The sequence below is a fragment of the Klebsiella sp. HMSC16A12 genome (assembly GCF_001808265.1).
Classification (GTDB): Bacteria; Pseudomonadota; Gammaproteobacteria; order Enterobacterales; family Enterobacteriaceae; genus Klebsiella; species Klebsiella pneumoniae.
In genome coordinates, this window is record NZ_KV792643.1 from 1 (window position 1) to 20514 (window position 20514).

Below are 20514 nucleotides of genomic sequence, written 5' to 3' on the forward strand. Positions count from 1 at the left end.
CCTGTGGCCGGACAAGGTGCGCAGCACCGCCTCCGGGAAAATCCCTCCTATATCACCGTCGATAAATGACTATTGCCTCTCTAACCAACTCACAATAAATGTCGCGATCTGTGGTACATCATTTAAATCCAGCAGCGGAAGTGAGGTCGCGATCGATACATCGCTGGCCACGGCGATGGTATGCTCATCAATTACCAGCTCTTCTACACGATGGCCGCTGTTTTGCCGAAAAAGCAGGATCTTCGGCACGGGTTCATGTTTGAACCCCTCCACTAAAACCAGGTCCAGTTTGCTGGCATCCATTCGACTGACCAGCCACGTGAGATCTAATTCCGGCTTCTCTGGCGTCTCGGTCATCAATGCCCACCGCTGTTCGCTGGCGACAATAGTTTGCGCAGCGCCCGCCTTACGCAGTTCATAGCTATCTTTGCCCGGCTTATCCACGTCCATATCATGATGAGTGTGCTTTATCAGTCCCGGGCGTAATCCTAGAGCGCAAAGCTCAGGGATAAGACGCTTTAATAATGTTGTTTTTCCGGTACCGCTCCATGCGGCGATCGCCAGTAATGGGATCATGATGGCTCCTGCATCTGCTGCAAATCTTCGAGCGTATTTACATTAATGAAAGCAGTTTTCACATCGCTGAAATTCACCGGGCGCCCACCCATTTGTCGCATAAAAACCATCACCCTGCGCTCTCCATGTGCCAGATAAGCCTCCAGTTCAGGAATGATTTGACGATGAACTAATGCAACGGCAGGATGATCCCGTTCGCCGTCATGGGCCCAAACGACCGGTGCGTCCCCTCTCTGCTGGATAAAGCGCTCCACCAAAAAGGACGGAATGAACGGCGTGTCGCAGGGGCAAAAAACAAACCATGGGCTCGCGACCTGCTGCATCACAGCAAGCATTCCGGCCAGCGGTCCCTGATAACCCTCCTGTATGTCTCGAAAGACCGGAAATCCGCTGGCACGCCACTGTTCAAGATGACGATTGGCGCTAATGACTAACTCATCTACCTGCGGGGCTAATGCTTCCGCGACGTGTCGCCAGAGAGGGCGACCATTTAGCGCCTGTAATCCTTTATCAATGCCGCCCATCCGCGTGGCCCTGCCGCCCGCCAGCACGACGCCGGTTATCGCCTCGCTTTGCATATGAATATCGCCTCTTTCATTGTGGGATTGACCCTGTTAACTTGTCCCTATCAAGAGTAAGGAGCATGACCATGAAATGTAAACGTCTGAATGAAGTAATTGAACTCCTCCAGCCAGCCTGGCAAAAAGAGCCTGAACTGAACCTGATGCAATTTTTGCAGAAGCTGGCGAAAGAGGCCGGCTATGATGGCGAACTGAGCGATCTTTCCGACGATATTCTGATCTATCACCTGAAGATGCGCGACTCTTCCAAAGATGCTGTCATCCCGGGTATTCAGAAGGATTATGAAGAGGACTTTAAAACCGCGCTGCTGCGCGCCCGCGGGGTAATAAAAGAGTAAAAGGTTGTAAGCGCTACCGCGTAAAGTGCAATGAGATGATATCCTGAACTATTCGTACGATTATCGGATGTCAGGATGCACGATAAGGCTTTTACTTTTCAGACGCTTCGCCCGGATACCATTATCGATGGGTTATTCGATCTGGGTATGCGGGTGGACTCCGGTCTCACCCCGCTAAACAGCTATGAGAACCGCGTTTATCAGTTCCAGGACGAAGAGCGCCATCGCTATGTGGTAAAGTTCTATCGTCCTGAGCGCTGGTCCGCAGAACAGATCCTTGAAGAACACCAGTTTGCGCTTCAGCTTGTAGAAGATGAAGTGCCCGTTGCTGCGCCGCTCTTATTTAATGACAGCACGCTTCATCAGCATCAGGGATTCTACTTTGCCGTTTTCCCAAGCCTTGGCGGTCGTCAGTTCGAAGCGGATAACCTTGATCAGATGGAATGGGTTGGCCGCTATCTGGGGCGCCTGCACCAGACGGGCTGCAAACAGCGCTTTACTGCCCGCCCGGAAATTGGCGTGCAGGAGTACCTGCTGGAACCGCGTCAGGTGTTTGAGCAGGCGACGCTGATCCCCTCTGGCCTGAAGGCCGATTTCCTGAAGGCGACCGATAAACTCATTGCTGCCGTCATGGAGCAATGGCACGGCCGCGGGAACACGTTGCGCCTGCACGGTGACTGCCATGCCGGTAATATCCTCTGGCGCGACGGACCACTGTTTGTCGACTTAGACGATGCGCGTACCGGCCCGGCGATTCAGGATCTGTGGATGCTGCTCAACGGCGATAAGGCTGAACAGCGTATGCAGCTGGAGACTATTGTCGAGGCCTATGAGGAATTCAGCCCCTTTAACAGCGATGAAATCGCGCTGATTGAACCTTTACGCGCTATGCGACTGGTTTATTATCTGGCGTGGTTGCTCAGACGCTGGGACGATCCCGCTTTCCCGGTCAATTTCCCCTGGTTAACCGGGGAGGATTACTGGCGGGGGCAGACGTCGACTTTTCTTGAGCAGGTGAAGGTTCTACAGGAACCCCCGCTTCAGTTAACGCCAATGTATTAATGTGATATATCCAGGAGAGAGTAAATCATGAAAAAAGTTTGGCTGGCGCTGGCTGGTATGATTCTGGCTTTTAGTGCATCCGCTGCCCAGATCACCGACGGCAAGCAGTACATCACCCTTGATAAGCCGATTGCTGGCGAGCCGCAGGTGCTCGAGTTCTTTTCGTTCTACTGCCCGCACTGCTACCAGTTTGAAGAAGTGCTGCATGTCTCTGACAATGTGCGTCAGAAACTGCCGGAAGGCACTAAAATGACCAAATACCACGTTGAGTTCCTGGGTCCGCTGGGCAAGGATCTGACGCAGGCATGGGCGGTGGCCATCGCGCTGGGCGTTGAAGACAAAATTACTGCGCCGATGTTCGAAGCCGTGCAGAAAAACCAGACTGTGCAGAGTGTGGCTGACATTCGTAAAGTGTTTGTCGACGCTGGCGTGAAAGGGGAAGACTACGATGCCGCATGGAATAGCTTCGTGGTGAAATCTCTGGTCGCTCAGCAAGAGAAAGCGGCAGCCGATCTGCAGCTGCAGGGCGTACCGGCTATGTATGTTAATGGTAAATACCAGCTGAATCCGCAGGGGATGGACACCAGCAATATGGATGTCTTCGTCGCTCAGTATGCGGATACCGTGAAGCAACTGGTAGAGAAGAAATAAAAAAAACGCCGGTCACTGACCGGCGTTACTTTATCTGTTTTGCAATAGCTACCGTTCTTTGTCCCTCATGATGTCAGTCAACTGACGGTCTTTCTCTTCCCATAGGCCATTCAGCCAGCGCTGGAAGCTGCGCTTAAAGTTCTTATCGTTAACGTAATCGCCGTGCAGCTCTTCGCCAATAGGGACCAGATTGATACGGACCACAATGCGCGTCAGGCGGCCGCTTAACATATCGTAAAATGGTCTTGTATGATTATCCGGGTAGCACAGCGTGACGTTCAGCAGTTTATCGAACTGCGAACCGAGTACGTTGAGCGCCATGGCGATACCAGCGGCTTTCGGCGGTAACAGGTTGTGGTAAGGAGAGCGCGTTTCGCGCTTTTTTTCTTCGGTAAAACGCGAGCCTTCCACAAAATTGACGATAGTCGTCGGATGCGCGCGAAATTTTTCACACGAACGGCGGGTGGTTTCGACATCTTTACCGCGGCGCTCCGGGTGACGAATAAGATAGCTGCGCGAGTAGCGGCGCATAAAAGGCATATCCAGCGCCCAGCAGGCGAGGCCAATGAAGGGTACCCACGCCAGCTGTTGTTTAAGGAAGTACTTATTCATCGGAATATGCTTGCGGAACAGCACGCACAGCACCACGATGTCTGCCCAGCTGTGGTGGTTGCTGATCAGCAGATACCAGTTCTTTTTGTTCAGGCCTTCCAGACCCTGGACGTCCCATTTTAGCCAGGGATTGAGATGCAACAGCAGCGCCAGCCCTTCGCACCAGCAGTACATCATAAAATTGCAAAAAACGGATATAGAGCGCCATACCGCTGGAATGGGGACCAGCAGTTTAATCAGCCCGGCGACGATGATCGGTACAGAGCAGATAATGGTGACTAAGATGGTTAAGGCGATACTCAGCGGAAGTGTTATCGCAGCGAGTAATCTCGACATAGTTAGTTTATTCAGAAAGTTAGGCTGACAAAGAGCGCCTTTAAGCTGCGCAAGAGGCTGATTTTACCAGAAAACGCGGCAAATGACGGGTCTTACCAGAACAGAAAAAAACAAGGATCTTCTATCCACATGGAAGATTAGGTCATCAAATTAATGCCAGGATCGTTGATTTGTTTTTAAGTGGTTGATAAATAGTAGATAATACTATTTATTCATTTATTTTCAGGGGCGGATAAGCTGACGTTGTAAAACTATGCACAAAGTTATCCACAAGCTAAGTTGTCGCGCGATCGCGACGATCGTTGAATCTTTTCCGCGAATTGCGGGAAAAATTCAGGATTTCATGCCCGTCTGTGGCATCCTTTATCCATAATCTGATAAACAGGCACGGAAATTATGGTTCAGATCCCAGAAAACCCTCTCATCCTCGTTGACGGCTCCTCCTATCTTTATCGGGCGTATCATGCGTTTCCGCCGCTGACTAACAGCGCAGGGGAGCCCACCGGGGCTATGTACGGCGTACTGAATATGCTGCGCAGTTTGATACTGCAGTATCAACCGACTCATGCCGTCGTGGTCTTTGATGCGAAAGGGAAAACCTTCCGTGATGAATTGTTCGAGCATTACAAATCTCACCGCCCGCCGATGCCGGACGATCTGCGCGCGCAGATTGAGCCGTTGCATAAGATGGTGAAAGCGATGGGGCTGCCGCTGATGGCTGTCCCGGGCGTCGAAGCTGACGATGTGATTGGCACCCTGGCGCGGGAAGCGGAAAGGGCAGGTCGCCCAGTCCTGATCAGCACCGGCGATAAAGACATGGCCCAGCTGGTGACGCCGGGCATCACCCTGATCAATACCATGACCAACACTATCCTCGGACCGGATGAGGTGGTTACTAAGTACGGCGTCCCGCCGGAGCTGATTATTGATTTCCTGGCGCTGATGGGCGACTCCTCGGATAACATTCCCGGCGTGCCGGGCGTGGGCGAAAAGACCGCCCAGGCACTGCTGCAAGGCCTCGGCGGCCTTGATACGCTGTATGCGGAACCGGAGAAGATCGCTGAACTGAGCTTCCGCGGCGCGAAAACGATGGCGGCGAAGCTCGAGCAGAACAAGGACGTGGCTTATCTCTCTTATCAGCTGGCGACCATCAAAACCGACGTCGAGCTGGAGCTCACCTGCGAAGAGCTGGAGGTGCAGCCGCCGGCGGCAGACGATCTGCTGGCGCTGTTCAGACAGTATGAATTTAAGCGCTGGACCACCGACGTTGAGGCCGGAAAATGGCTGCAGGCTAAGGGGGGCAAACCGGCTGCGAAACCTGCAGTGCCTGCAGCAGCGGCAGAAGCGGAAGAAGAGGTTGAAGCCGCTACTGCACTTTCAGCAGAGCATTATGTCACTATCCTTGATGAGGCTACGCTGCTCACCTGGATCGATAAGCTGAAGCAGGCGCCGCTCTTTGCCTTTGATACGGAAACCGACAGCTTGGATAACATCTCCGCCAACATGGTTGGTCTTTCATTCGCTGTTGAGCCGGGCGTGGCCGCCTATGTCCCGGTAGCGCATGATTACCTTGATGCGCCGGATCAGATCCCGCGCGAGCGCGTGCTGGCGCTGCTTAAACCGCTGCTGGAGGATGAGAAGGTGCTCAAGGTCGGGCAAAATCTCAAATACGATCGCGGCATTTTGGCTAATTACGACATTGAGCTGCGCGGGATTGCGTTCGATACCATGCTCGAGTCTTACATTCTCGACAGCGTGGCGGGCCGCCACGATATGGACAGTCTTTCCGACCGCTGGCTGAAACATAAAACCATTACCTTCGAAGAGATCGCTGGTAAAGGTAAGAATCAGCTCACCTTTAACCAGATTGCGCTGGAAGAGGCTGGTCGCTACGCGGCGGAAGATGCCGACGTTACGCTCCAGCTGCATCTGAAGATGTGGCCGAAGCTACAGCAGCATGAAGGCCCGCTGAATATCTTCCAGCACATTGAAATGCCGCTGGTGCCGGTGCTGTCTCGCGTTGAGCGCAACGGCGTTAAAATCGACCCCGCCGTGCTGCATGCGCACTCGCAGGAAATTGCCCAGCGCCTGGTTGAGCTGGAGCAGCGGGCACATGAGATCGCCGGGGAAGCGTTTAATCTCTCCTCCACCAAACAGCTGCAAACGATCCTGTTTGAAAAACAGGGTATCAAGCCGCTGAAGAAGACGCCGGGCGGTGCGCCGTCCACCTCTGAAGAGGTGCTGGAAGAGCTGGCGCTCGATTATCCGTTGCCGAAAGTGATTCTGGAGTATCGTGGGCTGGCGAAGCTGAAGTCTACCTATACCGATAAGCTGCCGCTGATGATTAACCCCAAAACGGGCCGCGTGCATACCTCCTATCATCAGGCGGTCACCGCCACCGGCCGTTTGTCGTCTACCGATCCAAACCTGCAAAACATTCCGGTGCGTAACGAAGAAGGGCGCCGTATTCGCCAGGCGTTTATCGCGCCGGAAGATTACGTCATTGTCTCGGCGGACTACTCGCAAATCGAGCTGCGCATTATGGCGCACCTGTCGCGGGATAAAGGCCTGCTGACCGCCTTCGCGGAAGGGAAGGATATTCACCGGGCGACGGCGGCTGAAGTATTTGGCTTACCGCTGGACAGCGTCAGCAGCGAACAGCGGCGCAGTGCGAAAGCCATCAACTTCGGTCTGATCTACGGCATGAGCGCCTTTGGCCTGGCCCGCCAGCTGAACATCCCGCGTAAAGAAGCGCAGAAGTACATGGATCTTTATTTCGAGCGTTATCCGGGCGTCCTGGAGTATATGGAGCGCACCCGCGCACAGGCGAAGGAGCAAGGGTATGTTGAAACGCTGGATGGCCGTCGACTCTATTTGCCGGATATCAAGTCCAGCAATGGCGCTCGTCGTGCCGGCGCGGAGCGTGCGGCGATTAACGCCCCGATGCAGGGGACGGCTGCGGATATTATCAAGCGGGCGATGATTGCCGTTGATGAATGGCTGCGGAGCGAGAAACCTCGCGTGCGGATGATCATGCAGGTTCACGATGAACTGGTCTTTGAAGTGCATAAGGATGAGCTCGATGCCGTATCGAAAAAGATCCACGAACTGATGGAGAATAGCACTACGCTGGCGGTACCGTTGCTGGTGGAAGTGGGCAGCGGCGAAAACTGGGATCAAGCGCACTAAGTATACAAAGCGCAACGCGATTTTCTGTAAGTAAGCAACATAACTTATAGAGTTTTGTGAGGATCATTTGAATTTGCTATGTAAATAGTGAAAAAAAACTACAAAAAATGCTTTATCCGTGAGCGAAAGAAGAGTAAAGTTATTCGCGTAGGGTACAGAGGTAAGATGTTCTATCTTTCAGACCTTTTACTTCACGTAATCGGATTTGGCTGAATATTTTAGCCGCCCCGGTCATTTATGACCGGGGCGTTTTTTATTGCGCGAAAGAAAAGTTTTACGCTGTTAAAACAACGTAGTATGAATGTCCGGATAGGGCGCTACGCGCCGTTATCCGGAAAAAGCGGGGGTTACTCGGCGTCTTCGACGGCTTCTTGCGGCGGGATTTCGTTAAACCAGCTATCCAGCTTCTGTCGCAGCTTATCGACGCCAGATTTTTTCAGCGAAGAGAAGGGTTCAACCTGGACATCGCCATTGAAGGCCAGTACCGCTTCACGCACCATATTCACTTGCGCTTTACGCGCGCCGCTGGCGAGTTTATCGGCTTTGGTGAGCAGTACCAGCACCTGAATATCGCTCTCTACCGCCCATTCGATCATCTGCTGATCGAGATCTTTAAGCGGATGACGTATGTCCATCAGCACCACGAGACCCTTCAGGCACAGACGTTTTTCCAGGTATTCCCCCAGCGCGCGCTGCCACTTGATCTTCATCTCTTCGGGTACTTGCGCATAACCATAGCCGGGCAGGTCGACAAGGCGCTTGCCCTCAGCGACTTCGAACAGGTTAATCAGCTGCGTACGCCCCGGGGTTTTGGAGGTACGCGCCAGGTTCTTCTGATTAGTCAGCGTATTCAGCGCGCTGGATTTTCCCGCGTTGGAGCGGCCGGCGAACGCCACTTCAATACCGGTATCGGCAGGAAGATGGCGGATATCTGGCGCGCTAGTGACAAAGTGCGTCAGTTGATAATTCCAGTTGGTCAAGACGGTCGTCTCCGTTAAAACAGGCTATGGCAGGGATTATACCTGAACAGCAGAAAAAGGCTGTTTTTACCGCACGCCGTTCATGTAAGTAAAAACCATATAGTTTGTGAGACATTGACTATTCTTTGTATAGGACATACCTGAGGAAAATAAGACAAAACATATTTAAAGTGTTGAAAATTAATTAATTATAGAAATAGAGAATTCTGAAAATAGATTTTTAACTGCCAGACTGGTTGTCGATTTTTGTCAACAAGGTAAAGTAATACACAACGGCGGGGATGCTGAAAGGATTAGGACTCAGGACGAGGAGTCAGGAAGCGCCAGGAGGCGAAGACCACAGGATAGTCAGGATGACGCGCGTCTTGGAGACGTTTTACAGGGAAAAGGAAGAAACAGGGACCGTTGGACGCTAAGGGAAAGACAGGGTGAGTCGTTAGCGAACAGGGAAAGAAGAGCCCGTTAAGGGTGGTCAGTGAGGAAAAAGGCGACAGAGTAATCTGTCGCCTTTTTTCTTTGCTTGCTTTCTGCTAGATTCCGCCTCAATTCTATACTGAATACTACTGTCTGAAGATTACACATCATGAAAAAACCGACATCCGCCACCCGTGGCAAATCCGGCCGCAAGTCGCGTGAAGAGTTAAATCAGGAAGCTCGCGATCGCAAACGGCAGAAGAAACATCGTGGCCACGCGGCAGGCAGTCGCGCGAACGGCGGCGATGCGGCTTCAGCGGGTAAAAAACAGCGTCAGGCGCAAGATCCGCGCGTGGGTAGCAAAAAACCGATCCCGCTGGGCGTGAGCGAAAGCAGCGTTCCAGCTCCCAAGCAGCATAAACCAAAGAGCGAGAAACCTATGCTTTCACCGCAGGCTGAGCTGGAGTTGCTGGAGAATGATGAGCGCCTGGACGCGCTGCTGGAACGTCTGGAAGAGGGCGGCACCCTGAATGCTGAAGAGCAGAGCTGGGTGGACGCCAAACTGGATCGCATTGATGAGCTGATGCAGCAGCTCGGCCTCTCTTACGATGATGAAGATGAAGAAGAGGAAGAGCGTCAGGAAGATATGATGCGTCTGCTGAAGGGTGGAAACTAACATTTGCATCCCATCGGATTCCCGGTACTCCTTATAACTCTTCTGGTTATATGTTATCTGCTGTGGTTATTCGTTAAACTACGACGGTTGTCGCGGCGTCAGAAATGGCTGCGCAACCGGCTCATGACCCGCGGTGCGGTGGGGCCGGGACGGCGTACCCGTCGGCGGCACCATCGGAAGGAGTGAGCATGTCTGAGCAGATAATCGACTGGGATCTGGCCCTGATCCAGAAATATAACTATTCCGGGCCGCGCTATACCTCGTATCCCACCGCGCTGGAGTTTTCACCGCAATTTGGCGCGGCGGAATTCGATGCCGCTGTGGCCCGTTACCCACAGCGTCCCCTGTCGCTGTACGTGCATATCCCGTTTTGCCATAAGCTGTGTTATTTCTGCGGCTGCAATAAGATAGTCACCCGCCAGCAGCATAAGGCCGATCAATATCTCGATGTCCTTGAACAGGAGATCATCCACCGCGCGCCGCTGTTTGCCACTCGCCAGGTGAAGCAACTGCACTGGGGGGGCGGCACGCCAACTTATCTCAATAAGGCGCAAATCAGTCGCCTGATGGATCTGTTGCGCAGCTATTTCCATTTCAGCGCGGAAGCCGAGATCTCCATTGAGGTCGATCCGCGTGAAATCGAGCTGGATGTCCTCGATCATTTACGCGCTGAGGGTTTCAACCGCCTGAGTATGGGCGTACAGGACTTCAATAAAGAGGTTCAGCGTCTGGTTAACCGTGAGCAGGACGAAGCGTTCATCTTTGATTTGCTCAACCATGCGCGGGAGATTGGTTTTACCTCGACCAATATCGACCTCATTTATGGCCTGCCGAAGCAAACGCCGGAGAGCTTCGCCTTTACCCTGCAAAAGGTCGCCGAGCTCAATCCTGACCGCCTGAGCGTGTTTAACTATGCGCATCTGCCCACGCTCTTTGCCGCTCAGCGGAAGATTAAAGATGCCGATCTGCCCTCCGCTGAGCAGAAGCTGGAGATCCTGCAGGAAACCATCGGCTCGCTGACGACGGCAGGCTATCAGTTTATCGGCATGGACCATTTCGCCCGTCCCGATGATGAATTAGCGGTCGCGCAACGTCACGGCGTACTGCATCGTAATTTCCAGGGCTACACCACTCAGGGCGATACCGATCTGCTGGGGATGGGCGTTTCGGCGATCAGCATGATTGGCGACAGCTACGCCCAGAACCAAAAAGAGCTCAAGCAGTACTACCAGCAGGTAGCAGAGCAAGGGAACGCCCTGTGGCGCGGGATCGCGTTAACTCGCGATGACTGTCTGCGTCGCGACGTGATTAAAGCGTTGATCTGTAACTTCCAGCTGGATATCGCGGCGGTCGAGGCGCAGTGGGACGTGGATTTTGCGTCTTATTTCGCCGAGGATCTGAAGCTGCTGGCGCCGCTGGCGCATGACGGGCTGGTGGCTGTGGATGATAAGGTCATTCAGGTGACGGCGAAAGGCCGCCTGCTGATCCGCAACATCTGTATGTGCTTTGATGCCTACCTACGGCAAAAGGCCCGAATGCAGCAGTTCTCACGGGTTATTTAATATTTTCCCCCTCTCCCGCAGGAGAGGGGGAACAATTAGCTGAACAGCCCGACCAGCGCAGCGCACAGCACGGCAGCGACTGCCGTTTGTGGCGTGTGACTCGCAGCGGCGCCGCTCGATATCATACTCACCAGTGATTCAAACATGATGCTCTCCCCTAATGCCGGGCACGATCATACTCAACTCATCGGAACAGTAAAGTACAAAATAGCAGCACTTTGCGCCGATCGGCTATTTTTCATCATGCTGTTGAACCCTACTCCATACCCAACTCTTTTAGCTTACGCGTCAGGGTATTACGTCCCCATCCCAGCAGGCGCGCAGCCTCCTGTTTGTGCCCCTGAGTATGGCGCAGGGCGGTCGTTAGCAGCGTGCGCTCCATTTCGGGTTGCGCTTCTGAGAGCAGGTTTTGATGACCGGATCGCAACGCCCGATCGGCCCACTGACCCAGCAGCGTAGCCCAGCTGTCAGGCTGCATCTGCGTTGGGCTATCAGGAATCGTGGTCTCAAACAGTTCGCTCGGCAGATCCTGAGTCAGCACCTCCTGGCCGGCGGCCATGACGGTGAGCCAGCGACAGGTGTTTTCCAGCTGACGGACGTTGCCTGGCCACGCCAGGCGGGTCAGCGCTGTCTCCGTTTCCGGATGCAGCTGTTTGGCTTCAACGCCGAGCTCGCGGGCGGCTATCTGCAGAAAATGGCGGGCCAGGCGTGGAATATCTTCCCGGCGCTCGCGCAGCGGCGGTAAATGCACCCGGATGACGTTCAGGCGGTGGAACAAATCTTCACGAAATTTCCCCTCCTGCACGCGCTGTTCCAGGTTCTGGTGGGTAGCGGCGATGATCCGCACATCGACCTTGACCGGCGCGTAACCGCCCACGCGATAAAACTGACCATCCGCCAGCACGCGCAGCAGACGAGTCTGGACATCAAGCGGCATATCGCCAATTTCATCCAGGAACAGCGTACCGCCGTCAGCCTGTTCAAAGCGACCCTGACGGACGGTATTTGCGCCGGTAAAGGCTCCTTTTTCATGGCCGAACAGCTCGGACTCAATCAGGTCCTTGGGGATCGCCGCCATATTCAGCGCGATAAACGGCGCTTTTGAGCGTGGACTATGGCGATGCAGGGCATGTGCGACAAGCTCTTTACCGGTACCGGATTCGCCATTGATCAGCACGCTGATGGATGAGCGCGACAGGCGGCCAATAATGCGAAAGACATCCTGCATAGCTGGCGCTTCGCCGATGATGTCGGCAGTTGGGCTACTTATCGGCGCATTTCGCGGCTGCTGCTGCTCTTGATAGTGGCTTATCGCCCGGTCGACGAGGGCGACGGCTTCATCGATATCAAAAGGTTTGGGCAAATAATCAAAAGCGCCCTGCTGATAAGCGCTGACCGCGGCGTCCAGATCGGAATGCGCGGTCATTATGATGACCGGAAGCATTGGATGGCGCTGCTTAATCTGTTTGAGCAGCGCCAAACCATCCATTCCGGGCATACGGATATCTGACAGCAGTACATCCGGGGTTTTGGTGGTAAGGGCATCTAGCACCTCATTGCCGCTTTCGAACGTTGTGCAGCTCAAGCCGGCTCCGGTGAGCGCGCGTTCAAGCACCCAGCGGATGGAGCTATCGTCATCAACGATCCAGGCTATCCCTCGTTGCATAAACACCTCTACTTCCGAATAGGCAGGTATACCGAAAATTCGGTATGACCCGGCCAGCTGGTGAATTCAATTTTGCCGGAGTGCTGATCGATAAGGCTACGGGCGATAGATAAGCCCAGGCCGGTACCGCCTTCGCGGCCGCTGACCATCGGATAGAACAGCGTATCCTGGAGATGGGGCGGAATACCCGGGCCATTATCTTCAACGTCGATGCGGGCGGCGAGGCGATAACGCACCCCGTGCAGCGTCAGCTGGAAAGCGGTGCGGGTGCGAAGAATAATTTCGCCCCCTTCCGGCCCCAGAGCCTGCAGCGCATTACGGACGATGTTCAGCAACACCTGTTCAATTTGATCCGGGTCGTGGGGTAGCTCTGGTAGGCTGGGGTCGTAATCGCGGATCAACTTCACGTTGTCCGGCAACTCCATGGAAACCAGTTTAACTACCCGTTCGGCGACTTTGTGGATGCTTTCGGTAACGTGCATGCCCGGATGCTGTGGTCCGAGCAGGCGGTCGACCAGATTTCTTAGCCGGTCGGCCTGCTCAATGATCACTTTGGTATATTCCGTTAGCGCCGGGTCGGGCAGCGCTTTGCTGAGCAGCTGGGCCGCGCCGCGCAGGCCGCCTAACGGGTTTTTTATCTCATGCGCCAGGCCGCGGACGAGGTCGCGAGCGGCGACCTGCTGCGCATGCTGCAGCTGCTCCTGGCTCAGGCGGCGCTGATTATCCATCGGCGCCATTTCCAGCAGAATAAAGCCTTCCGGCAGCCGCTGGGCGGTCAACGACAGGATGTGCGAACGGCCATCGATAACCAGCGTCACTTCGTTATCGGTAAATCCCTGGCCCGCCTGCAGGCTCTCCTGCATCAGCCCGATATTCAACGAAAAATAGCTCAACAGCTCAGGTAATGGGGTGCCAAACAGCTTGCGCGAGCTCTGCGCCAGCAGCTGCTGCGCCGCAGGGTTGGCAAAGTGCACCGCCAGGTCATCATCGACCAGTAAAATACTGTTGATAAGGGAGTTAAGGATCTGCCCAGCATCGGGCAGTGTGCCTGTTGCCATTCGACAGTCTCCTGAAAATGAATGCACCAATTTAGTGCAGTATAGCTTTTTATCGGTAAAAAGCTCGCGAGATCAGCGTGTTGGTGGAGAAAAAAGCCCATCCTGAGATGGGCTGAAAGTTTCCACGGCAACAAAATATCCCGGGCATCTCGCGCCACAACACGACATACCCTGGATTTACAGCAAAATTAGACGCTGTAGTACAGTTCGAACTCAACCGGATGCGGAGTCATGCGTACGCGGTCGTTCTCTTCCATACGCAGGGCGATGTAGGCATCGATAGCGTCATTGGTGAACACGCCGCCAGCGGTCAGGAACTCGCGGTCAGCATCCAGGGCCTGCAGGGCTTCTTCCAGAGAACCGGCAACCTGCGGGATCTCTTTCGCTTCTTCCGGCGGCAGGTCATACAGGTTTTTATCCATTGCTTCGCCCGGATGGATTTTGTTCTTGATACCATCAAGGCCAGCCATCAGCAGCGCCGCAAAGCACAGGTACGGGTTGGCAGCCGGGTCCGGGAAGCGCACTTCGATACGACGCGCTTTCGGAGAGGTCACCACCGGAATACGGATAGAGGCAGAGCGGTTACGGGCAGAGTAAGCCAGCATAACCGGCGCTTCGTAACCCGGGACCAGACGCTTGTAGGAGTTGGTGGTCGGGTTCGCCAGGGCGTTGATGGCTTTAGCGTGTTTGATTACGCCGCCGATGTAGAACAGCGCCTGCTCAGACAGACCGGCGTATTTGTCGCCGGAGAACAGGTTGGTCCCGTTTTTCGCCAGAGACATATGGCAGTGCATGCCGGAGCCGTTGTCGCCGAACATCGGTTTCGGCATAAAGGTCGCGGTTTTACCAAAGCGGTGAGCGACGTTGTGAACAACGTATTTGTAAATCTGAATTTCATCCGCTTTTTTGGTCATGGTATTGAAGCGGGTTGCCACTTCGTTCTGACCTGCGGTTGCTACTTCATGGTGATGGGCTTCAACAACCAGACCCATCTCTTCCATGATCATACACATGGTGGAACGGATGTCCTGAGAAGAGTCTACTGGCGGAACCGGGAAGTAACCCCCTTTCACGCCCGGACGGTGACCTTTGTTACCGCCTTCGTATTTGGTAGAGGAGTTCCACGCACCTTCAATGTCATCGATCGCGACATGGGAGCCGGAGATAGAGGCACCAAAGCGGATGTCGTCGAACAGGAAGAATTCTGGTTCTGGCCCGAACAGGACGGTATCAGCGATGCCGGTGGCGCGCAGGTACTCTTCAGCGCGTTTCGCGATGGAGCGCGGGTCACGGTCATAGCCCTGCAGGGTGCCTGGCTCGAGGATATCGCAGCGGATGATCAGGGTCGGTTCTTCGTAGAACGGGTCAATGACCGCGGTGGACGCGTCCGGCATCAGGACCATGTCAGATTCGTTGATACCTTTCCAGCCACCAATCGAGGAGCCATCAAACATTTTGCCTTCTTCGAAGAATTCGGCATTTACCTGATGAGACGGAATCGTGACGTGCTGTTCTTTACCTTTGGTATCGGTGAAGCGCAGATCGACAAACTTCACTTCGTGCTCGTTCAGCATCGTCAAAACGTGTTCAGCGGACATACTTAAACTCTCCCGGATTGGTCATTGTCGTCGTGGTAACGAAAACTTCATACTGCTTAAAAGTGGCGTTGTTGCCTTAAAAAATATAAAGCGAAATCTGTGCCAACTTTTAAATGCCCCATAAAACGCTGTATCATGCGCACCATAGTGCAAAAGGACTGCACCATGATGGAGATAATGCACCAAAATAGTGCTTCAGTGTGAACATTGAGCACCATTTTGGTGCAATTTTTGTTACGGTGCCCTTTTATCGCTCCGTGAAAGCGGTCACAAAGAAACTCTGCAATACTTGTTTGCGGAGGATGTTTGTGATCCTGTTCAGTCCTTCGCTTAATACGTGTACAATAACGCGCTATTTCTAATGCCTGAGGCAAAGTTGTGATCGAAAATCTGCGTAATATCGCCATCATCGCGCACGTTGACCATGGTAAAACTACCCTGGTTGACAAGCTGCTACAGCAATCCGGTACGTTCGACGCACGTACTGAAGCACAAGAACGTGTGATGGACTCCAACGATTTGGAGAAAGAGCGTGGGATTACCATCCTCGCGAAAAACACCGCAATCAAATGGAATGATTACCGTATCAACATCGTTGATACCCCAGGGCACGCCGACTTCGGAGGTGAAGTTGAGCGTGTTATGTCCATGGTTGACTCTGTGCTGCTGGTGGTAGATGCCTTTGATGGCCCGATGCCGCAAACGCGCTTCGTGACCAAAAAAGCTTTTGCCCACGGTCTGAAGCCGATCGTGGTCATCAACAAAGTTGACCGCCCGGGCGCGCGTCCGGACTGGGTTGTCGATCAGGTGTTCGACCTGTTCGTTAACCTCGATGCGACCGACGAACAGCTGGACTTCCCGATCGTTTACGCGTCCGCGCTGAACGGTATCGCGGGTCTGGATCACGAAGACATGGCTGACGACATGACCCCGCTGTACCAGGCGATTGTCGATCGCGTGCCGGCGCCGGACGTTGATCTTGACGGTCCGCTGCAGATGCAGATCTCCCAGCTGGACTACAACAACTACGTTGGTGTTATCGGCATCGGCCGCATCAAGCGCGGTAAAGTGAAGCCGAACCAGCAGGTCACTATCATCGATAGCGAAGGCAAAACCCGTAACGGTAAAGTCGGTAAGGTACTGACTCACTTGGGTCTGGAGCGAATTGAGAGCGACGTAGCTGAAGCTGGCGACATCATCGCGATCACCGGTCTGGGCGAGCTGAACATCTCCGACACCATCTGCGACCCGCAGAATGTCGAAGCGCTGCCGGCCCTGTCCGTTGATGAGCCGACCGTTTCCATGTTCTTCAACGTCAACACCTCTCCGTTCTGCGGTAAAGAAGGTAAGTTCGTTACCTCTCGCCAGATCCTGGACCGTCTGAATAAAGAGCTGGTGCACAACGTGGCGCTGCGCGTTGAAGAAACCGAAGACGCTGATGCGTTCCGCGTTTCCGGCCGTGGTGAACTGCACCTGTCCGTTCTGATTGAAAACATGCGTCGTGAAGGTTTCGAGATGGCGGTTTCCCGTCCGAAAGTTATCTTCCGCGAAATCGACGGCCGTAAACAAGAGCCGTTCGAGAACGTGACGCTGGACGTCGAAGAGCAGCACCAGGGTTCTGTCATGCAGGCGCTGGGCGAGCGTAAAGGCGACCTGAAAAACATGAATCCGGACGGTAAAGGCCGCGTACGTCTCGACTACGTGATCCCAAGCCGCGGTCTGATCGGCTTCCGTTCAGAGTTCATGACCATGACCTCCGGTACCGGTCTGCTGTACTCCACCTTCAGCCACTACGACGACGTTCGTCCGGGCGAAGTGGGCCAGCGTAACAACGGCGTACTGATCTCCAACGGTCAGGGTAAAGCGGTAGCGTTCGCGCTGTTCGGTCTGCAGGATCGCGGTAAGCTGTTCCTCGGCCACGGCGCTGAAGTTTACGAAGGCCAGATCATCGGTATTCACAGCCGTTCCAACGACCTGACGGTAAACTGCCTGACCGGTAAGAAACTGACCAACATGCGTGCGTCTGGTACTGACGAAGCAACGGTTCTGGTTCCGCCGGTTAAGATGACCCTGGAGCAGGCTCTGGAGTTCATCGATGACGACGAACTGGTAGAAGTTACTCCGACCTCTATCCGTATCCGTAAACGTCACCTGACCGAGAACGACCGTAAACGCGCGATGCGCGGTGCAAAAGAAGAGTAATTTTTTCTTCTTGTTGTTCGCTAAACCCCGCCTCTCCGGCGGGGTTTCTTTTTTTCATTCCTGCATCACACGCCAATAGTCAAATCCAGCCTTTCCCGCTAAAGTTAATTTTCCACGGCGCGGAAGGAGACAAAAATGCTCTATATCTTTGATTTAGGTAATGTGATTGTCGACATTGACTTCAACCGGGTATTGGGAGCCTGGAGCGATTTAACCCGCATCCCGCTGGCGACGCTGAAGCAGCATTTCACCATGGGTGAGGCTTTCCATCAGCATGAGCGCGGCGAGCTCAGCGATGAAGACTTTGCCGCCGCCATGTGCCATGAAATGAATATGCCCCTCAGCTATGAACAGTTTGCTCACGGCTGGCAGGCGGTGTTTGTCGCGCTGCGCCCGGAGGTGATTACCATCATGCATAAACTTCGTGCCCAGGGGCATCGGGTGGTGGTGCTCTCCAATACCAATCGTCTGCACACCACGTTCTGGCCCGATGAATACCCGGAAGTGCGCGCGGCCGCCGATCGCATTTATCTGTCGCAGGAGATGGGATTGCGTAAGCCTGAAGCGCAAATTTATCTGCGAGTACTGGAAGAAGAGGGGTTTTCCGCCGCAGATACGGTCTTTTTTGATGATAACGTCGATAATATAGCAGGGGCCAACCGGTTGGGGATCACCAGTATCCTGGTGACTGGTAAGGAGACCATCCCTGACTATTTCGCGAAACAGCTATGCTAAAAACCGTTCATCAAAAATTACTCCACCATACCCGGCCGCTGCTGGCGTGGCTAAAGCTGCTGTGGCGGCGCATTGATGAAGACCATATGACCACCCTGGCGGGGAACCTCGCCTATGTGTCATTACTGTCCCTGGTGCCGCTGATTGCCGTCGTGTTCGCGCTGTTTGCGGCCTTTCCTATGTTCTCCGAAGTCAGCGTGCAGATCCGTCATTTTATCTTCGCCAATTTTATTCCGGCGACCGGGGATGTAATCCAGGGATATATCGAGCAGTTCGTGGCCAACTCCAGCCGCATGACCGCCGTAGGCGCCTTTGGCCTGATCGTCACCTCGCTGCTGCTGATGTACTCGATCGACAGCGCGCTAAACACCATCTGGCGCAGCACGCGCAGCCGCCCCAAAGTTTATTCCTTTGCCGTTTACTGGATGATCCTGACCCTCGGCCCGCTGCTGGCGGGCGCCAGCCTGGCGATCAGTTCCTATCTGCTGTCGCTGCGCTGGGCAAGCGACCTGGACGGCGTAATTGATAATCTGCTCCGCCTATTTCCGCTGATCCTCTCCTGGGCAGCGTTCTGGCTGCTCTATAGTATTGTACCGACTACCCAGGTACGTAACCGCGACGCGGTGATCGGGGCGCTGGTGGCGGCGCTGCTGTTTGAGGCAGGTAAAAAGGCGTTTGCCCTCTATATCACCACCTTTCCGTCCTATCAGCTAATTTATGGCGTGATTTCGGTGGTGCCGATTTTGTTCGTCTGGGTGTACTGGACCTGGTGTATCGTCTTGCTTGGCGCTGAAATTACTGTCACTCTCGGTGAATACCGCAAACTTAAAACAGAAGAAACAGAACAACCATGATTGCATTAATTCAACGCGTATCCCGTGCAAGCGTTACCGTGGCGGACGAGGTGACGGGCGAAATTGGCCCGGGGCTTCTGGTGCTGCTGGGCGTCGAGAAAGACGATGATGAACAAAAGGCGAATCGCCTTTGTGAACGCGTGCTGGGCTACCGCATCTTCAGCGATGCGGAAGGGAAAATGAACCTGAATGTCCAGCAGGCGGGCGGCAGCGTGCTGGTGGTTTCGCAATTTACGCTGGCGGCCGATACCGAGCGGGGGATGCGACCGAGCTTCTCGAAAGGCGCTGCCCCTGACCGCGCTGAGGCGCTGTATGAGTATTTCGTCGCCCGCTGTCGCCAGCAGGAAATGCACACCCAGACCGGAAGATTCGCTGCGGATATGCAGGTTTCTTTGGTCAATGATGGTCCCGTGACCTTTTGGTTGCAGGTATGACCCAGCTTCCGGGCAGGCTGCGGGTAACAAAAGAGAGTACGACTATGTATCACCTTCGTGTACCGCAAACAGCAGAAGAGTTAGAGAGCTACTACCAGTTCCGCTGGGAGATGCTGCGTAAGCCGCTGCATCAGCCTAAGGGATCGGAACGTGACGCCTGGGATGCGATGGCGCATCATCAGATGGTAGTGGATGAAGAGGGCAACCTGGTTGCCGTCGGCCGGCTATATATCAATGCGGAGAATGAAGCCTCCATCCGCTTTATGGCTGTGCATCCCTCGGTGCAGGATAAAGGGCTGGGTACGCTGATGGCGATGACCCTGGAGTCCGTCGCGCGTCAGGAAGGGGTTAAGCGGGTTACCTGCAGCGCGCGCGAAGATGCGGTGGAATTTTTCGCCAAGCTCGGATTTGTCAATCAGGGTGAGATCACCACCCCGACCACCACGCCGATCCGTCATTTTCTGATGATCAAACCGGTCGCGTCGCTGGACGATATTTTGCACCGCGGCGACTGGTGCGCACAGCTCCAGCAGGCGTGGTATCAGCATATTCCGCTGAGTGAAAAAATGGGCGTACGTATTCAGCAGTACACCGGGCAGAAATTTATTACCACCATGCCGGAGGCGGGGAACCAGAATCCGCACCATACGCTGTTCGCCGGCAGCCTGTTTTCGCTCGCTACCTTAACCGGATGGGGGCTTATCTGGCTGATGCTGCGCGAGCGGCACCTGGGAGGCACCATTATTCTGGCGGATGCGCATATCCGCTACAGCCAGCCCATTAGCGGCCGCCCCAGCGCCATCGCCGACCTCGGTTCTCTGAGCGGCGATCTCGACCGACTGGCGCGCGGGCGTAAAGCCCGCGTGCAAATGCAGGTGGAGCTTTTTGGCGACGATAAACAGGGCGCCGTTTTCGAGGGGATCTACATCGTGCTGCCGGCGAAGCCCTTTGGCTCGTACGAAGAGGGCGGCAACGAGGAAGAGTAAGCGC

The 20514-nt window shown here is 54.4% G+C and carries 19 protein-coding genes; 11 read left to right on the plus strand and 8 right to left on the minus strand.

The window, feature by feature from the left end:
* Positions 1 to 69: 69 nt before the first annotated feature.
* Together mobB and mobA are read right to left on the minus strand one after the other, a co-directional pair.
* A complete protein-coding gene (gene mobB, locus HMPREF3140_RS22895) occupies positions 70 to 576 on the minus strand; it encodes a molybdopterin-guanine dinucleotide biosynthesis protein MobB (protein ID WP_002882596.1) in 507 nt (168 codons plus the stop codon).
* Entirely contained in the window at positions 573 to 1154 is a 582-nt protein-coding gene (gene mobA / locus HMPREF3140_RS22900) for a molybdenum cofactor guanylyltransferase MobA (protein ID WP_002882607.1), read from the minus strand. Before mobA ends, mobB begins: the two co-directional genes overlap by 4 nt.
* A gap of 71 nt (positions 1155 to 1225) precedes the next feature.
* On the opposite strand from mobA, the gene HMPREF3140_RS22905 reads away from it, so the two are divergent.
* The 3 genes from HMPREF3140_RS22905 to dsbA all read left to right on the plus strand — a co-directional run bounded on the left by HMPREF3140_RS22905 (position 1226) and on the right by dsbA (position 3208).
* Positions 1226 to 1495: a YihD family protein gene (locus tag HMPREF3140_RS22905; RefSeq protein ID WP_002882612.1), complete on the plus strand. Its 270-nt coding sequence runs from the start codon at positions 1226 to 1228 to the stop codon at positions 1493 to 1495.
* 75 nt (positions 1496 to 1570) lie between these two features.
* Positions 1571 to 2557: a serine/threonine protein kinase gene (locus tag HMPREF3140_RS22910; RefSeq protein ID WP_002882726.1), complete on the plus strand. Its 987-nt coding sequence runs from the start codon at positions 1571 to 1573 to the stop codon at positions 2555 to 2557.
* Between the two features lie 27 nt (positions 2558 to 2584).
* The gene (gene dsbA / locus HMPREF3140_RS22915; RefSeq protein ID WP_004146224.1) at positions 2585 to 3208 is read left to right on the plus strand and encodes a thiol:disulfide interchange protein DsbA; all 624 of its coding nucleotides are present in this window, start codon (positions 2585 to 2587) and stop codon (positions 3206 to 3208) included.
* Positions 3209 to 3256: 48 nt separating this feature from the next.
* On the opposite strand, the gene HMPREF3140_RS22920 is transcribed toward dsbA, so the two are convergent.
* Positions 3257 to 4156, minus strand: a complete 900-nt coding sequence (locus HMPREF3140_RS22920; RefSeq protein WP_004150336.1) for an acyltransferase — start codon at positions 4154 to 4156, stop codon at positions 3257 to 3259.
* Positions 4157 to 4552: 396 nt separating this feature from the next.
* Between HMPREF3140_RS22920 and polA the strand changes: the two genes are divergently transcribed.
* The gene (gene polA / locus HMPREF3140_RS22925; protein WP_004187174.1) at positions 4553 to 7345 is read left to right on the plus strand and encodes a DNA polymerase I; all 2793 of its coding nucleotides are present in this window, start codon (positions 4553 to 4555) and stop codon (positions 7343 to 7345) included.
* 347 nt (positions 7346 to 7692) lie between these two features.
* Here polA and yihA read toward each other — a convergent pair whose 3' ends face one another.
* Positions 7693 to 8325: a ribosome biogenesis GTP-binding protein YihA/YsxC gene (gene yihA / locus HMPREF3140_RS22930; protein ID WP_002882734.1), complete on the minus strand. Its 633-nt coding sequence runs from the start codon at positions 8323 to 8325 to the stop codon at positions 7693 to 7695.
* Between the two features lie 583 nt (positions 8326 to 8908).
* Between yihA and yihI the strand changes: the two genes are divergently transcribed.
* Entirely contained in the window at positions 8909 to 9415 is a 507-nt protein-coding gene (yihI, locus tag HMPREF3140_RS22935; RefSeq protein ID WP_009309723.1) for a Der GTPase-activating protein YihI, read from the plus strand.
* A 188-nt stretch (positions 9416 to 9603) separates the two neighbouring features.
* On the plus strand, positions 9604 to 10977 hold the full coding sequence (gene hemN / locus HMPREF3140_RS22940) for an oxygen-independent coproporphyrinogen III oxidase (protein WP_009309724.1): 1374 nt from the start codon (positions 9604 to 9606) through the stop codon (positions 10975 to 10977).
* Positions 10978 to 11012: 35 nt separating this feature from the next.
* On the opposite strand, the gene HMPREF3140_RS28470 is transcribed toward hemN, so the two are convergent.
* The 4 genes from HMPREF3140_RS28470 to glnA form a co-directional block, all read right to left on the minus strand.
* Positions 11013 to 11123 carry a YshB family small membrane protein gene (locus HMPREF3140_RS28470; RefSeq protein WP_004152951.1) on the minus strand — a complete coding sequence of 37 codons (111 nt, stop codon included), beginning with the start codon at positions 11121 to 11123 and terminating at the stop codon, positions 11013 to 11015.
* A gap of 110 nt (positions 11124 to 11233) precedes the next feature.
* A complete protein-coding gene (glnG, locus tag HMPREF3140_RS22945; protein ID WP_002882749.1) occupies positions 11234 to 12643 on the minus strand; it encodes a nitrogen regulation protein NR(I) in 1410 nt (469 codons plus the stop codon).
* Positions 12644 to 12651: 8 nt separating this feature from the next.
* On the minus strand, positions 12652 to 13701 hold the full coding sequence (gene glnL, locus HMPREF3140_RS22950) for a nitrogen regulation protein NR(II) (protein ID WP_004146229.1): 1050 nt from the start codon (positions 13699 to 13701) through the stop codon (positions 12652 to 12654).
* Positions 13702 to 13889: 188 nt separating this feature from the next.
* Positions 13890 to 15299 carry a glutamate--ammonia ligase gene (gene glnA, locus HMPREF3140_RS22955; protein ID WP_002882753.1) on the minus strand — a complete coding sequence of 470 codons (1410 nt, stop codon included), beginning with the start codon at positions 15297 to 15299 and terminating at the stop codon, positions 13890 to 13892.
* Positions 15300 to 15677: 378 nt separating this feature from the next.
* Here glnA and typA point away from each other — a divergent pair, with 378 nt between their 5' ends.
* From typA to fabY, 5 genes are all read left to right on the plus strand, one after another.
* Positions 15678 to 17501 carry a ribosome-dependent GTPase TypA gene (gene typA, locus HMPREF3140_RS22965; protein ID WP_002882755.1) on the plus strand — a complete coding sequence of 608 codons (1824 nt, stop codon included), beginning with the start codon at positions 15678 to 15680 and terminating at the stop codon, positions 17499 to 17501.
* A gap of 135 nt (positions 17502 to 17636) precedes the next feature.
* A complete protein-coding gene (gene yihX, locus HMPREF3140_RS22970) occupies positions 17637 to 18236 on the plus strand; it encodes a glucose-1-phosphatase (RefSeq protein WP_004151865.1) in 600 nt (199 codons plus the stop codon).
* Complete coding sequence (locus HMPREF3140_RS22975; RefSeq protein WP_004146232.1) at positions 18230 to 19090, plus strand: virulence factor BrkB family protein; 861 nt, start codon at positions 18230 to 18232, stop codon at positions 19088 to 19090. Before yihX ends, HMPREF3140_RS22975 begins: the two co-directional genes overlap by 7 nt.
* The gene (gene dtd / locus HMPREF3140_RS22980) at positions 19087 to 19524 is read left to right on the plus strand and encodes a D-aminoacyl-tRNA deacylase (RefSeq protein WP_002882809.1); all 438 of its coding nucleotides are present in this window, start codon (positions 19087 to 19089) and stop codon (positions 19522 to 19524) included. The genes HMPREF3140_RS22975 and dtd overlap by 4 nt, the downstream gene beginning before the upstream one ends.
* A gap of 44 nt (positions 19525 to 19568) precedes the next feature.
* On the plus strand, positions 19569 to 20510 hold the full coding sequence (gene fabY, locus HMPREF3140_RS22985) for a fatty acid biosynthesis protein FabY (protein WP_004178031.1): 942 nt from the start codon (positions 19569 to 19571) through the stop codon (positions 20508 to 20510).
* Positions 20511 to 20514 lie beyond the last annotated feature (4 nt).

Bases quoted from the DNA above. Each gene is read 5' to 3' on its own strand.
- glnG (WP_002882749.1), bottom strand. From the start codon at position 12,643: ATGCAACGAGGGATAGCCTGGATCGTTGATGACGATAGCTCCATCCGC.
- dsbA (WP_004146224.1), top strand. From the start codon at position 2,585: ATGAAAAAAGTTTGGCTGGCGCTGGCTGGTATGATTCTGGCTTTTAGT.
- dtd (WP_002882809.1), top strand. From the start codon at position 19,087: ATGATTGCATTAATTCAACGCGTATCCCGTGCAAGCGTTACCGTGGCG.
- glnA (WP_002882753.1), bottom strand. From the start codon at position 15,299: ATGTCCGCTGAACACGTTTTGACGATGCTGAACGAGCACGAAGTGAAG.
- hemN (WP_009309724.1), top strand. From the start codon at position 9,604: ATGTCTGAGCAGATAATCGACTGGGATCTGGCCCTGATCCAGAAATAT.
- HMPREF3140_RS22920 (WP_004150336.1), bottom strand. From the start codon at position 4,156: ATGTCGAGATTACTCGCTGCGATAACACTTCCGCTGAGTATCGCCTTA.
- yihX (WP_004151865.1), top strand. From the start codon at position 17,637: ATGCTCTATATCTTTGATTTAGGTAATGTGATTGTCGACATTGACTTC.
- fabY (WP_004178031.1), top strand. From the start codon at position 19,569: ATGTATCACCTTCGTGTACCGCAAACAGCAGAAGAGTTAGAGAGCTAC.
- polA (WP_004187174.1), top strand. From the start codon at position 4,553: ATGGTTCAGATCCCAGAAAACCCTCTCATCCTCGTTGACGGCTCCTCC.
- glnL (WP_004146229.1), bottom strand. From the start codon at position 13,701: ATGGCAACAGGCACACTGCCCGATGCTGGGCAGATCCTTAACTCCCTT.
- HMPREF3140_RS22975 (WP_004146232.1), top strand. From the start codon at position 18,230: ATGCTAAAAACCGTTCATCAAAAATTACTCCACCATACCCGGCCGCTG.
- mobB (WP_002882596.1), bottom strand. From the start codon at position 576: ATGATCCCATTACTGGCGATCGCCGCATGGAGCGGTACCGGAAAAACA.
- mobA (WP_002882607.1), bottom strand. From the start codon at position 1,154: ATGCAAAGCGAGGCGATAACCGGCGTCGTGCTGGCGGGCGGCAGGGCC.
- HMPREF3140_RS22905 (WP_002882612.1), top strand. From the start codon at position 1,226: ATGAAATGTAAACGTCTGAATGAAGTAATTGAACTCCTCCAGCCAGCC.
- HMPREF3140_RS28470 (WP_004152951.1), bottom strand. From the start codon at position 11,123: ATGTTTGAATCACTGGTGAGTATGATATCGAGCGGCGCCGCTGCGAGT.
- yihI (WP_009309723.1), top strand. From the start codon at position 8,909: ATGAAAAAACCGACATCCGCCACCCGTGGCAAATCCGGCCGCAAGTCG.
- HMPREF3140_RS22910 (WP_002882726.1), top strand. From the start codon at position 1,571: ATGCACGATAAGGCTTTTACTTTTCAGACGCTTCGCCCGGATACCATT.